Origin of the sequence: Moraxella porci DSM 25326, from assembly GCF_002014855.1 — a bacterium.
Taxonomy (GTDB): Bacteria; Pseudomonadota; Gammaproteobacteria; order Pseudomonadales; family Moraxellaceae; genus Moraxella; species Moraxella porci.
In genome coordinates this window covers 65,877-80,552 of the sequence record NZ_MUYV01000004.1, presented here as the reverse complement: position 1 = coordinate 80,552, position 14,676 = coordinate 65,877, and the positions used below count along the sequence as shown (strand labels likewise).

The following is a 14,676-nucleotide window of genomic DNA, read 5'->3' as shown; positions in this document are numbered from 1 at the left end:
GAGAGATGAAGGGGGTTTTGGTTTAAAGTAGAATAAATATAATAATTGGGTGTTGTCTTGCTAAAATCAACTGAACTACTCGACAGGCCTATGCCTTTAGATGCGGCAATCGCCCGAAAGGGTATGAAAAAGAACAATGCATTGTTACCGGCTGCACTTAATGCCAATCTTAGAGTTTGTCGTTTTTATCATAAGGCGAAGCCTGCAGATGTGGTACTTATATGGGGTCGTAAATCCAATCGTAAAACTAAGCGAGGTATGCGGTTGGCAAAGCGACTTCAAGCACCTTTATGGACAGCCGAAGATGGTTTTTTACGCTCGCTGGATAGTGGGGTAAAAAGTCGTTACGGGGCAAGTTTTGTGCTTGATGATTTGGGGATTTATTTTGATGTGACATCACCATCACGGCTAGAGCAGCTGATTGCTGATCGTGTGGCGTGTTGGTCTGATGATGATGCTTGTCGTGCCAAGTCATTAATCAACAAAATGATTCATCATCAATTATCCAAATATAATCCCAGCACGCCACACGCACAGACTTTGCCACCGCACAGCACATTGGTTATCGACCAAGTAGCGGGCGATGCATCCATCCAAGGGGCGGGTGCTGATTCTACAGCATTTTATCGGATGTTGCTTTTGGCCTTACAAGCACATCAGCAAATTCATATTAAAGCGCATCCTGCTGCCAAAGTGGGTTTTTTGGTGGATGAATATGGGCAGCTTAATAAAGATGCGGTTAATTATTTATTGACCCAAGGTATCAGCCAAGAAAGGCTGGCAAATATCCATATCATTAAACACGCCATCAATCCCATTGCACTATTACATCAAGCCAAGAGCGTCTATACTGTCAGCTCGCACCTAGGCTTTGAAGCGCTGATGATGGGCAAGGCGGTTCATGCTTTTGGGGTGAGCTGGTATAGTGCTTATGGGTTGACCTGTGATGATGGCATCTGTGCTGATGATCAAATGGCAAAGTTGTATCGGCTAGTCAAGGCACGCCGAGCGGCATTGGGTGTGGGTGCCGTCAATCTTGAACAGCTGTTTTTTGCCAGTTATATCGATTATAGTCATTATGCCGATCCTGCCACGGGCAAAGCCTGTCAAATTGAGACAGTGATTGACTATCTGATTCGCAATCGTGATTGGCAATCTTACTTGGCGGGCGATCTGTTGGCTTATGATTTTAGTCGATGGAAAGTGGGCTTTGTCAAAGGCTATGCCGGCTTCCCCGAGGTGAATTTGACTTTTAAAATTAAAAGTAGACTGCAAACCTTGCTTGGCGATGATATCATGTCTTGGCAGATAACCAGAGATGATAAGCGAATCTTGAAACCCTTGTCAAATAAGCCGCATCAGCGGTATTTGGTTTGGGGTTTGGCTGCTAAGCGTAGCCTTGCTAACAAAATCCATATTTATCAAAATCAAACCAATCCTGCCATCATCTGCATGGAAGATGGCTTTATCCGCTCCAACGGACTTGGGGCGACACTGCTTGAGCCATTGTCTGTGGTGATGGATGATGTTGGCGTGTATTATGATGCTACTACTCCATCACGACTTGAACAAATTTTACAAAGCATCACCTTGGATGATGAACAAGCCGAGCGTGCTAGGCTCTTACACCAATCACTACTTGACAGACAGGTCAGTAAATACAATGTCGGCAAAGTCAATGATGCATTGAGCGACTCACTCAGTCAGCTGATTGTCCAAAAACCATCTGCCAAAGTGCGCTTGGCTGTAGGTCAAGTCGAGGACGATGCATCGGTACAAAACTGCACTAGCATCATCAAAACTAATACTGATCTGCTCAAACGAGTACGAGCTGATCATCCCGATGACATCATTATCTATAAGCCGCATCCTGATATTGAAGCAGGGCTACGTGTGGGCAAAGTCGATGATGCTACGCTGAGCCTCGCCGACATCATCGCTCATGATACTGCCATGCCGCAGTGCTTGTCGGTGTGTGATGTGGTACATACCATCAGCTCGCAGGCGGGCTTTGAGGCACTGCTACGAGGTGTGGCAGTGGTGTGTTATGGAATGCCATTTTATGCTGGATTTGGCTTGACGACTGATGTTGTTGAAAGTGATAATCTGCCCAAACAAGCCGCCATTGCACGACGCACTCGCCAAGTGCCACTGAGTCTAGAGGCGCTCATTCATGGCACATTGATTGACTATCCTATGTATCGATTGCCGCATGGTTATGGTCTTGCCAGCGTTGAGCAGGTGATTGATTATCTGTACAATCAGCAGCAAGATGCTCCTAAGCCACCTCTTAAAAAACGCATCATCCAAGCGGCCAAAACCAATTTTATGCGCCTACGTAAGTTTACGATTTGATAAAAGAAAAATGATTAATTTGTGCTAAAATAGCAAGCTAATTTGTACGATAATTAATCAAAGACAGCCATTTTGCCATCTTGATCAAGTTGAACACCTTATGTCTGCATCCATGAAACGACTGCTCGATCACCGTCGCATCTTGCTCTTACAGGGTAAGATGGGGACGTTTTTTTGTCGTTTTGCCACCTTTTTGATGGATGGTGGCCGCACGGTACATAAGATTAATTTCAACGCGGGCGATGCATTCTTTTATTGTCATAAAGACAAGATGAGCAACTATCGTGGGTCGCTTGCTGAATTTGATACATTCATCGCACAACTTATCGCCGAACATCAAATCGATGCGGTGGTCTGCTTTAATGATTGCCGACCGTACCACACGGTTGCCAAAGCAGTCTGTGCTGAGCAGGGCGTATCATTTTTCGTCTTCGAAGAAGGGTATCTGCGACCAGATTATATCACGCTTGAAGAGCATGGGATTAATGGTTACTCGCGGCTCAATCCTGCAATGATTGAAGGTTTTGATCAAGCCAATGATGCGCCAAAATACACCGCCAATCGCTTTTGGCGACTGTGCGTGGCAAGCATTGTTTATTATGCCATCGTTTTTCTTGGCCAAAGATATTATCCGCACTATGAGCATTATCGGGGATTGTCCATTTGGCAAGAGATGATGGCGTGGCTGATCGCTCCGATTCGTAAAGCGGTGCGTTATTATCCTGATAAAGCCCTACAAAAACGCTTGATGCATGAAGCAAGCGGCCAGTTTTATTTGGTTAGCTTACAAGTACATAATGATTCGCAAATCACTCACCATAGCGATTATGCCGATGTGACTGAGTTTATCCGAGAAGTGATGGAGTCATTTGCCAGATTTGCCCCACAAGGCACACAGATTTTATTCAAGCATCATCCGCTGGATCGTGGACATCGGGATTATAAGGGCTTGATTGCCAAATGGGCGGATGAGCTTGGGGTATCGGGACGGGCGCATTATGGCTGTGATATGCACTTGCCAAGTCTGATTCGCCACAGCATCGGCATGATTACGGTCAATAGCACCACTGGCTTGCAGTCGATTTATCACAAAAAACCCACCAAAATCATGGGTCGGGCATTGTATGACATCCAAGGGCTGACCGATCAGCAAAGCCTAGATGAGTTTTGGAGCCATCCAACTGCGCCTGATTATGAGTTTTATCTGAAGTTTCGTGAATACCTGATCGAGCAAACGCAGCTCAATGGCTCATTTTATGGCACTTCACCGTGGGCATTGCCCTATATTCATGCCCAAGAAGTGGGTGTGCCACCAAAAAAATCCAAATACCAATCCTTGGGCTGATGATTGTCGAGCTTTTGACGACCGTTCATGCATACGACGCCCATGATGGGCGTTTTTTATGCAAAATTATTTTATCAACTGATGATAAAAGATAGCGAAACTCAAGCAATTGGGGTACAATATTTGGTTTAACTTAACTTGTATCATCCCAACGCACCCCGAGTGTTTTATGACTGCCAAAAAACCGACTGATATTTCTAAGATTCGCAACTTTTCGATCATTGCTCACATTGACCACGGCAAAAGTACGCTGGCTGACCGCTTTATCCAAGTGTGCGGTGGCTTGTCTGACCGTGAGATGCAGGCGCAGGTGCTTGACTCGATGGACATCGAGCGTGAGCGCGGCATCACCATCAAGGCACAGTCGGTGACTTTGTATTACGATCATCCAAATGGTGAGCGTTATCAGTTGAACTTCATTGATACCCCAGGCCATGTGGACTTTAGTTATGAAGTGTCTCGCTCTTTGGCAGCGTGTGAAGGGGCATTGTTGGTGGTTGATGCCGCCCAAGGTGTCGAAGCGCAGTCAGTCGCCAACTGCTATACAGCGGTCGAGCAGGGCTTGGAAGTACTGCCTGTTTTAAACAAAATCGATTTGCCACAGGTGGAGCCTGAACGCGTCATCGAAGAAATCGAAGACATCATCGGTATCGAAGCGGTGGATGCGCCGCGAGTATCTGCCAAGTCAGGTCTGGGTGTGGATGAGCTACTGCAAGTCTTGGTAGAACGCATCCCTGCACCGGTGGGCGATCGTGACGCGCCACTACAAGCGCTGATTATTGATTCTTGGTTTGATAATTATCTTGGTGTCGTGTCATTGGTGCGTGTACGCCAAGGCTCAGTGGCAAAAGGCGATAAGATTTTTATCAAATCAACTGGCGAGAGCCATCTGGTGACATCCATCGGTGTGTTTACGCCAAAATCACTTGAGACGGATGTCCTGCACGCTGGTGAAGTGGGCTTTGTGATTGCGGGCATCAAGGACATTCAAGGTGCACCGGTGGGCGATACCATCACCCATGCCAAGACCCCTGATGTCGATAATATCCCAGGCTTTCAAAAGGTGACACCGCAGGTTTATGCTGGGATGTTCCCTGTTGATTCAAGCGATTTTGAAAAATTCCGTGAAGCGCTACAAAAGCTACAAATCAATGATGCGGCACTGTTTTTTGAGCCAGATACCTCTGAAGCATTGGGCTTTGGTTTTCGCTGTGGCTTTCTTGGCATGTTGCACATGGAGATCATCCAAGAGCGACTTGAGCGTGAATATGACTTGGATTTGATTACCACTGCGCCATCGGTGATTTATGAAGTGGTCAAGAAAAATGGCGATATCGTCTATGTGGATAACCCATCCAAGCTGCCTGATGTCGGCGTAATCGCAGAGTTCCGTGAGCCGATTGCTAGATGTCATATCCTAGTCCCTCAAGAATATCTAGGCAATGTCATCACGCTTGCGATTGAGCGTCGTGGCGTGCAGGTGGATATGAAGTTTATGGCACGCCAAGTGCAGGTAGTGTTCGACATCCCGATGGGCGAAGTGGTGATGGATTTCTTTGATAAATTGAAGTCTGCTAGCCGTGGCTTTGCGTCTTTGGATTATAATTTTGAACGCTATGAAGCCGATAAGCTGGTGCGTGTCGATGTCTTGATCAATGGCGAAAAAGTCGATGCGCTAGCGATGATTTGCCATCAAGAGCACGCACGTCGCCGTGGTGGTCAGCTTGTTGAGAAGATGAAAGAGCTGATTCCGCGCCAAATGTTTGATGTCGCCATCCAAGCAGCCATCGGCAGTCAAATCATCGCGCGCAGCACGGTCAAAGCCATGCGTAAAGATGTCCTTGCCAAGTGTTATGGTGGTGATGTCAGCCGTAAGAAAAAGCTACTTGAAAAACAAAAAGCAGGTAAAAAACGCATGAAGCAAGTGGGCAGTGTCGAAATCCCACAAGAAGCGTTCCTAGCAGTGCTCAAAGTTGATAGCTAAGATGAATCAAGCAGTTTGATTGAATAATTTGTACATATTTTATACCGATTGACTAATAATTGACTAATAGATGATACAAGCAGTTGTTATACTATGCCAATGGCAATCACGCCTAGCATCACAGCTGTAGGAGAGTTTGGTGGATTTTGATATTAATTTGATTCTTGTGCCGGTTACTTTGGTGTTTTTGCTGGTTTGGCTGCTGGATGTGCTGATTTTAAAGCAGCACCGTGTTGTCAAATCTTATCACACAGACATCAAACAAGCTGAAGACGCGCATGAAAAACAGCGTATGCGCATGAATGCTGCCTTGGCCAGCCATCAAATCACTGCCAATGCCGAAGCTTATATCCCAAACGAAACGACGCCTGCAGCAGTACAATCGGCGCATCAGGACTTCGTTGCCAGTCGTGTCAGATTGGCAAGTTTAAAAGGCAATCCGCCAAGCGAATCGACCTTAGTTCGCTGGGCGTATGAATTTTTGCCAGTGCTTGCGGTGATTGTGATTGTCCGCTCTTTTATCGTTGAGCCGTTTAATATCCCATCCTCATCGATGGTACCGACGCTTTATACGGGTGATTTTATTGCGGTCAATAAATCAGCTTATGGCCTACGCTTGCCGATTACCCATACCAAAATCCTAGACACGGGCTCGCCTGAGCGTGGCGATGTGGCGGTATTTCGTTATCCTGTAAATGATAAAGTGTATTTCATCAAGCGTGTGATTGGCCTGCCTGGTGATACGGTGAGCTTTGATAAAGGGGTGCTGTCAATCAATGGTGAGGGGGTAAATACCACACCCGCCCAATACGATATGCCGCAGCCGTTGGTTGATCAGATGTATCCTGGCGTGATCAATCAGCAGCCAATCAGTGATACTGATCGCGCTGCACTGGGTCGCGAAGAAGAGCGTTATGCGCGCTATCAGACCGAGCAGCTGGGTGAGCATACTTATTTGGCACGCTATGTCGGTGAGCAGGGCATTCATCCTGATGAAGCACTGGTACTACAAAGCCCTGAGGCATCCGTTGGCGGCAGTCAGTGGCGTGTTACAGTGCCAGAGGGACAATATTTCGTGCTGGGTGATAACCGCGATCGCAGCCAAGATGGCCGCTTTTGGGGCTTTGTGCCTGAGGCCAATTTATCAGGCAAGGCCACTTATATCTGGATGCACAAAGAACCAGGCTTGAATCTACCGACTTTTGGCCGAAATGGCGCGATTGATTGAGACAGTTGCCCGCGAGCCGACATCAGGATCCATGAGTGAATAAAAAAACCATAAAAATTGTCAAAAGCCCAAAAACTGCCCAAAAATCTTTAGGGCAGATGCCTTATTTTACCGATTTTGAGCAAGGATTGCCTGTGCTGTCGGCAAAACTTGGCCATCAGTTTAGTGATTCAAGTCTGCCTAGGCGCGCTCTCACGCACCGCTCTTATGATCCCAAAAACAGCTACGAGCGATTGGAATTTTTGGGCGATGCATTGCTTGGTGTGATCATTGCGCGCAGCCTATTTTTGCGTTATCCACATCATGATGAAGGCAAGCTGACGCGTATGCGAGCGACTTTGGTGCGCCAAGAGACGCTGGTGCAAATTGCCGAAAAGCTTGAGCTGTCACGCCATCTGATCCTTGGTGTAGGCGAGCGTAAGGGCGGCGGTCGCCATCGTGCATCGATTTTGGCGGATGCAGTTGAAGCATTGATCGCAGCAATATATCTAGACAGCCGTGATGATGACTTGATTCATCGTCTGGTGATGGACTGGTATGGCGATCTGATGGATGAAGTCGGTCAAGAGCAAGTCTTAAAAGATGCCAAATCGCGTCTGCAAGAGCTGCTGCAGGCCAATCAGCTGCCGCTGCCGATCTATGATCTCATTGAGACCCAAGGCAATGCGCCAAATCAAACCTTTGTTGTGCGCTGTACTGTGGCGGTTACTGGCGCGCATGCCATCACCGAGACAGGTACATCACGCCGTATCGCTGAACAAAAATGCGCTGAATTGATGATCAATCAGCTCAATAAACTATCACAAAGCTAATCTTATATAAGCCAAGGAATCACATGACTGACGACACCAAAACTGTAAGCACCGAAGACACCATTGCGGCGTTTTTTGACAGCCAATCAACCCCGACCAATGACGCTTTTAAGGCTGGTTTTGTGGCGATTGTCGGCCGTCCAAATGTTGGCAAATCGACGCTGATGAACCACTTATTGGGTCAAAAACTCTCCATCACTTCACGAAAACCGCAGACCACGCGTCATCGCATTCATGGCATCTTGACCAATGATGAGATGCAAATTGTTTTTGTCGATACCCCAGGTATTCACAGTAAAGAAGTACGCGCGATCAATGAGCGTATGAACAAAGCGGCGATTTCGGCACTGCAAGATGTCGATTTGGTGCTGTTTGTGGTCGATGGACTGCAGTGGCGTGAAGATGATTTATTGACACTCGAAAAATTATCAGCGACCAATCTGCCTGTGGTATTGGTAATCAATAAGGCGGATACCATTAAGGATAAATCACAGCTGTTGCCACACATCGAGAGCTTTAGCGAGAGTTTTGATTTTGCTGACATCGTACCCGTATCGGCACTGCGTCGCCACAATCTAGAACGCTTGGTGCAGGTGATTGGTGACTATCTGCCTGTACGTCCTGCAATTTTTGATGCTGAGCAGATCACTGACCGCTCGGAGCGTTTTTTGGCATCGGAGATTATCCGTGAAAAAATCATGCGTACATCAGGTGATGAAGTGCCTTATGATTTGACTGTGCAGATTGACACCTTTAAAGATGAACCTGCGCACCAAGACCCTGAGACAGGCAAATGGCGTCGTGCGGTGACTTTTATTGATGCGACGATTTTTGTGGAGCGAGCAGGTCAAAAATCCATCATCATTGGTGATAAAGGCGCTCGTATTAAGCAAGTCGGTATCGATGCTCGTAAAGATATGGAAGTGCTGTTTGACCGTAAAATCATGCTGACCTTGTGGGTGAAAGTTAAGCGTGGCTGGTCGGATGATGAACGTGCATTAAATAGCTTAGGTTATTGATTTTACTTAAGCTTTTTGGAAGAATATCATGCGTGTCACCGCACTCAATGGCTATCTGTTGCACAGTCGGGCTTATCAAGAAAAACGTGCGATTTATCAGTTTTTCAGCTATGAGCATGGGGTGGTGCATGGCGTGGGTGCTCGGGGGATGCCGCTGTTTGCACCAATTTGGCTGATGGCAAATGGTGTCAATGCCCTAAAAAGCTTTAGCCAAATCAGTCTGGGCTTTCATCCAGACTTTGGGGCGATGTGCGATGGTATAGATATTGATGATGTGCCAACACCACAGATGGATGCGGTGAATTATCATCTGATCAAAGGGCGGGTACAATATGCACTTTTGTATATGAATGAAGTGCTGTATAAGCTTTTGGCTACCGAAAATCCTTGCCCCAAGCTTTGGCAAGTGTATCACACCAAAACCACCAAACTGCACGCGCTTGACCGACTAAAGCTTGATGATACTGATGAGATGCAGGCGATGCGACTGTATTTGCGCCAGTTTGAGCAGGCGTTATTTGATGAGCTTGGCGTGGCGATGGATTATCAGGTGGATGGTGATGGCGTGCCGATCGACGCTGATACCGTGTATCGCTTTGTGCCGTTGACGGGCTTTGTCCCTGATGTGGCAGGCGTGGCAGATCGCTATGGCCAAACGGTGAAATTAAGCCGACAACGCTATCGTGGCGATGAGCTGCTTAGGATGGCGAATGCAGTAGGCGATACGCAAGCACAGCTAGAGTGGATGCCACAATTGAGCCAATTACAAAAAGAGCTGATGGATGCACTTTTGGACTACAAGCCACTCAATAGTCGCACGCTATGGCAACAGAGTATCCGTTATATGAACCCGCAATAAAGGAAGTTTATCCATGAATACACCGCTATTAGGCGTCAATATCGATCATATTGCCACACTGCGTAATGCTCGTGGTGTCGGCTATCCTTGCCCAATCGAAGGTGCACTGATTTGTGAGCAGGCGGGCGCTGAAGGCATCACCTTGCATCTGCGTGAAGATCGTCGCCATATCCGTGACGCGGATGTCTATGAGATGGCAAAGCGACTGACCACACGCATGAACCTAGAAATGGCGGTCACTGATGAGATGCTAGCGATTGCCCTAGATGTGCGACCTGCGTGGGTGTGTCTGGTTCCCGAAAAACGCCAAGAGCTGACCACCGAAGGTGGGCTAGATATCGCCAATCTGCCAAATTTGGGTGAGTTTATCGATCGATTGCAGGCAGTAGGCATTCAAGTATCGCTGTTTATTGACCCTGATATTCATCAAATCGATACCGCCATCACTTTGGGTGCTGATGCCATCGAGCTGCACACAGGCACCTATGCACACGCCACACTTGATGGCGATGCTGCCAAGACTGCCGATGAGCTGAGTCGCATCAAGGCAGCCGTCGCCCATGCCAAGGCGAAATCAACAATCTTGGTTAATGCAGGGCATGGTTTGACACGCCAAAATGTCGCTGCCATCGCCCAAATTGATGGCATTCATGAGCTCAACATCGGCCATGCGCTGATCGCTGATGCGGTGTTTATAGGTCTAGATCAAGCGGTTAAGGCGATGAAGGCGGCGTTTTTGGCATAAATTGACACATAATTGTCATATCGGGCAAAAAATCGTAAAAAAATAGGATTTTTGTGTAATATTATGTGATTTTTCACAAAAAAGGGGTTGTAAATAATTTCATTTACCGTTAAGCTTTTAATACAAGCCGCGATAAAAGCCTAAAACGGCATGGCTGCATCTGCAAAGTTACAAAAATTGTAACAGATTATTGGCAGATTACGGATAACTATGCTACAATAGGCACGGTAATCTTGAAAAACCAACCATTCCTTGGAGGAATTTATGAAATTTAATCAAATCGCTCTTGCAGTTTTGGCTGCTGGCGCTGCAACTGCAGCATCTGCTGGCGTAACTGTAACTCCGCTTATCGGTTACAACTATGTACAAGAAGACGCAGCTGCTGAAAAGCAACGCCGTCTTTTCGAAACTGGCCGTCAACTAAATGAAGCTCGTGATGGCGTTACAAATCCAACAAACGGTGGTGTAGCGCTAAAAAGCGACCTATACACTGGCCTAGCATTGGGTGTTGAGCTAACTCCATCTACTCAACTACAAGTTGAATATGGCGTAACCAACCCATCAGCGCGTGCATCAGAAGATTCTTACTATGCCGCTGATCAAAACCGTTTCAGCGCTGAACAAGAGAACATCTCTGCAAACTTCCTAATCGGTACTGAGCAGTTCTCTGGCTACAACCCAGCTACCAAGTTCAAGCCATATGTGCTAGTTGGTGGTGGTATGCAAAAAACTAGCATCGAAAATGATGCTACATACTCAGCAACTTTAACTCAAACTGGTCTATCTGGTCAAGTTGATGCAGGTTCTGTAGTTGCTGACGCTGGTAAAGACACCATCGCTAACCTAGGTCTAGGCGCACGCTACCTAATCAATGACGCATTGGCACTTCGTGGCGAAGTCCGTGCTGAGCACAACCTAGACAACAGCTGGACTCAAGGTAAAGCTCTAGCAGGTCTAGAAGTAACTCTAGGCGGTCGTTTGGCTCCTGTAGTACCAGTAGCTCCACAAGTTGAGCCAGTAGCTCCAGTTGTGATCGATGATGTGGTTGTTGATTCTGACCGTGACGGTGTGCCTGATCACCTAGACGCATGCGCAGACACTCCAGTAAATACTGTTGTTGACGCTCGCGGCTGCCCAGTACAAGTTAACCTAGTAGAAGAGCTACGCCAAGAACTACGCGTATTCTTCGACTACGACAAATCAGCAATCAAACCACAATACCGTGAAGAAGTTGCTAAAGTCGCTGCACAAATGCAAGAATTCCCGAACGCAACTGCAGTAATCGAAGGCCACGCTTCTCGTGATTCAGCTCGCTCAAATGCGCGTTACAACCAACGCCTATCTGAAGCTCGTGCGAACGCTGTGAAGTCTATGCTTTCTAACGAGTTTGGTATCGCTCCAAACCGTCTAAATGCAGTAGGTTATGGCTTCGATCGTCCGATCGCTCCAAACGATACTGCTGAAGGCCGTGCAATGAACCGTCGCGTAGAAGCTGTGATCACTGGTACTAAGACTACCACTGTAGATCAAACTAAAGACATGGTTGTTCAACCATAATTTAGCAAACAGCTAATGATCTTTTGGTAGATCATACGCAAAAAAAGCCACCCATTTGGGTGGCTTTTTGTTTTAGTACCACCTGCTTGCCGACAGAATGATAAGGTCTGGCTTATTTAAGCATTGATATTTCACTGTTTTATCAAATATTTTAAAAATACCAAGGTTTTATGGTATAATAAGCAGTTATCCCAAAATCCTGGGATAAGATATTGTATCAAGAAATTTTCACCAAATCTGGCATATTGCTAAGATTCACAATTTTATATGAGTATTTATGGCAAACGACATCAAGCACTTGCGTAACATCGCAATCATTGCTCACGTTGACCACGGTAAAACTACCCTAGTTGATAAACTTCTTCAGCAGTCTGGCGCACTGGGCGAGCGCTCAGGCGAAATCGAACGCGTGATGGATTCTAACGCATTGGAATCTGAGCGTGGCATCACCATTTTGGCCAAAAACACCGCCATCAAATGGACGGACGGTCGCACAGGTACTGAGTACCGCATTAACATCGTCGATACCCCAGGCCACGCCGACTTCGGTGGTGAGGTTGAGCGCGTGATGTCGATGGTCGATTGCGTGCTTTTGTTGGTCGATTCACAAGAAGGCCCAATGCCACAGACCCGCTTTGTCACCCAAAAGGCTTTTGCGCGTGGTCTAAAACCAATCGTCATCATCAACAAAATCGATAAGCCTGCTGCGCGTGCTGACTGGGTGATTGATCAAGTATTTGATTTGTTTGACAGCTTGGAAGCGACCGATGAGCAGCTTGATTTCCCGATCGTCTATGCATCAGGCATCAATGGTATCGCAGGTCTTGAGCCGGATAATCTGGCCTCTGATATGACGCCACTGTTTGAGACCATCGTTGATATCGTCGAGCCGCCAAAGGTCAATGTTGATGGTCCTTTCCAAATGCAAATCTCAAGCCTTGACTATAACAGCTTCGTTGGTGTCATCGGTGTCGGCCGTATTCAGCGTGGTTCGGTCAAGACCAATACCCCTGTGACTGTCATCGATAAAGATGGCAACAAGCGTAACGGCCGTATCCTAAAAATCATGGGCTATCATGGCCTTGAGCGCGTGGATGTCGATTCGGCGCAAGCAGGCGACATCGTCTGTATCACTGGTATTGATGCACTGAATATCTCTGACACCATCTGCGATCCGCAGCATGTCGAGGCTCTGCCTGCTTTGAGCGTCGATGAGCCAACGGTATCGATGACTTTTCAGGTTAATGATTCACCATTTGCTGGTAAAGAAGGTAAGTTTGTCACCTCGCGTAATATCCGTGAGCGCCTAGACCGTGAGCTGATCCACAATGTCGCATTGCGTGTCGAGGATACTGACAGCCCAGAGAAATTCAAAGTCTCAGGCCGCGGTGAATTGCACTTATCAGTATTGATTGAGAATATGCGTCGTGAGGGCTTTGAGCTGGGCGTATCTCGTCCGCAGGTCATCATGAAAGAAATTGATGGCGTAATGTGCGAGCCTTATGAAAATGTCACTTTTGATGTTGAAGAGCAGCACCAAGGTGCAGTCATGCAAGAGATGGGCAACCGTAAGGGCGACTTGACCAATATGGAAGTCGATGGCAAAGGCCGTATCCGCATCGAAGCTACCGTACCGTCTCGTGGTTTGATCGGTTTTCGCTCGGCATTTTTGACCATGACATCAGGTACGGGTATCATGACCTCAAGCTTCTCGCATTATGGCCCTGCCAAAGACGGCAGCGTGGCCAAGCGCCAAAATGGTGTCTTGGTATCGATGGTCACAGGTACTTGCTTGGCGTATGCACTATTTAGTCTACAAGAGCGCGGCCGTCTGTTTGCCAAGCCGCAGCTAGAAGTGTACGAAGGCATGATCATTGGCATCAACTCTCGTTCGGATGACATGGTGGTGAACCCAACCAAAGCCAAGCAGCTGACCAACATCCGTGCTTCAGGCTCGGACGATGCCATCATCTTGACACCTGCGCTTGAATATACGCTGGAGCAAGCGCTGGAGTTTATCGAAGATGATGAACTTGTTGAAGTGACACCAAAATCCATCCGTATCCGCAAGCGTTACTTGACCGAAAATGAGCGTAAGCGTTTCGGTCGTAAAAAAGACTAATTTGATGGTGGCTGTAACATTCCTTAACACAGCCACCATCAAATGCTACAGAAACTCTGCACAGCTGTGCTAAAATGACCGCATTTTGGTGCAACTGTGCATCGCAAAATTGGCAATACCTGATCTCATTCGTGTAAATGTCGCCATTTGCCGAAGATTGGGTATTTTTTGTTGACTGATATAAATTGAGTAACTATTATGAGTATGCTTCAAGAATTTAAAGAATTTGCCCTAAAAGGCAATGTGATGGATTTGGCAGTCGGTGTGATCATCGGTGCTGCATTTGGTAAGATCACCACTTCGCTGGTAGAAGACATCATCATGCCGATCATCTCATTCATCATGGGTGGCGAGTTTGATTTTAAAAACATGTTTATTTTGCTTGGCGATGCCCCTGCTGGCGTGCCGATGACTTATGATGCGCTAAAAGAAGCTGGCGCACCGATGCTTGCTTATGGCAGCTTCATCACAGTGGTGATTAACTTCATCATCCTAGCGTTCATCATCTTTATGATGGTCAAGGGCATGAACCGTCTACGCCGCAAATCAGAAGAGCCTGCTGCGCCAGAAGAGCCATCAGAAGAGGTTTTGCTGCTGCGTGAGATCAGTGCCAAACTTGGTCAGCACAAGTAATTTGATAAAAAAACTGC

General features: G+C 47.0%; 11 protein-coding genes. All 11 read left to right on the top strand.

Features of this window, described 5'->3' with window-relative positions; all coding sequences use genetic code 11:
• The first annotated feature begins 57 nt into the window (after positions 1–57).
• The 11 genes from B0681_RS04205 to mscL all read left to right on the top strand — a co-directional run bounded on the left by B0681_RS04205 (position 58) and on the right by mscL (position 14,659).
• Positions 58–2,355, top strand: coding sequence for a capsular polysaccharide biosynthesis protein (locus B0681_RS04205; protein WP_143821219.1), 2,298 nt, complete (start codon positions 58–60; stop codon positions 2,353–2,355).
• Between the two features lie 100 nt (positions 2,356–2,455).
• The gene (locus B0681_RS04200) at positions 2,456–3,700 is read left to right on the top strand and encodes a capsule biosynthesis protein (RefSeq protein WP_078317503.1); all 1,245 of its coding nucleotides are present in this window, start codon (positions 2,456–2,458) and stop codon (positions 3,698–3,700) included.
• Between the two features lie 169 nt (positions 3,701–3,869).
• Positions 3,870–5,684 carry a translation elongation factor 4 gene (lepA, locus tag B0681_RS04195; protein WP_078317502.1) on the top strand — a complete coding sequence of 605 codons (1,815 nt, stop codon included), beginning with the start codon at positions 3,870–3,872 and terminating at the stop codon, positions 5,682–5,684.
• Positions 5,685–5,823: 139 nt separating this feature from the next.
• The gene (gene lepB, locus B0681_RS04190; protein WP_078317501.1) at positions 5,824–6,912 is read left to right on the top strand and encodes a signal peptidase I; all 1,089 of its coding nucleotides are present in this window, start codon (positions 5,824–5,826) and stop codon (positions 6,910–6,912) included.
• Positions 6,913–7,010: 98 nt separating this feature from the next.
• Entirely contained in the window at positions 7,011–7,724 is a 714-nt protein-coding gene (gene rnc / locus B0681_RS04185; protein ID WP_078317512.1) for a ribonuclease III, read from the top strand.
• Between the two features lie 23 nt (positions 7,725–7,747).
• Positions 7,748–8,743 (top strand): GTPase Era, encoded by a 996-nt coding sequence (gene era, locus B0681_RS04180; RefSeq protein WP_078317500.1) that lies wholly within the window; start codon positions 7,748–7,750, stop codon positions 8,741–8,743.
• Positions 8,744–8,771: 28 nt separating this feature from the next.
• The gene (gene recO, locus B0681_RS04175) at positions 8,772–9,602 is read left to right on the top strand and encodes a DNA repair protein RecO (protein WP_078317499.1); all 831 of its coding nucleotides are present in this window, start codon (positions 8,772–8,774) and stop codon (positions 9,600–9,602) included.
• Between the two features lie 13 nt (positions 9,603–9,615).
• The gene (locus tag B0681_RS04170) at positions 9,616–10,347 is read left to right on the top strand and encodes a pyridoxine 5'-phosphate synthase (protein WP_078317498.1); all 732 of its coding nucleotides are present in this window, start codon (positions 9,616–9,618) and stop codon (positions 10,345–10,347) included.
• Between the two features lie 264 nt (positions 10,348–10,611).
• Complete coding sequence (locus tag B0681_RS04165) at positions 10,612–11,904, top strand: OmpA family protein (RefSeq protein WP_078317497.1); 1,293 nt, start codon at positions 10,612–10,614, stop codon at positions 11,902–11,904.
• A 277-nt stretch (positions 11,905–12,181) separates the two neighbouring features.
• Positions 12,182–14,026, top strand: coding sequence for a translational GTPase TypA (gene typA, locus B0681_RS04160; protein WP_078317496.1), 1,845 nt, complete (start codon positions 12,182–12,184; stop codon positions 14,024–14,026).
• A 198-nt stretch (positions 14,027–14,224) separates the two neighbouring features.
• The gene (mscL, locus tag B0681_RS04155; RefSeq protein WP_078317495.1) at positions 14,225–14,659 is read left to right on the top strand and encodes a large conductance mechanosensitive channel protein MscL; all 435 of its coding nucleotides are present in this window, start codon (positions 14,225–14,227) and stop codon (positions 14,657–14,659) included.
• The last annotated feature ends 17 nt before the right edge of the window (positions 14,660–14,676 follow it).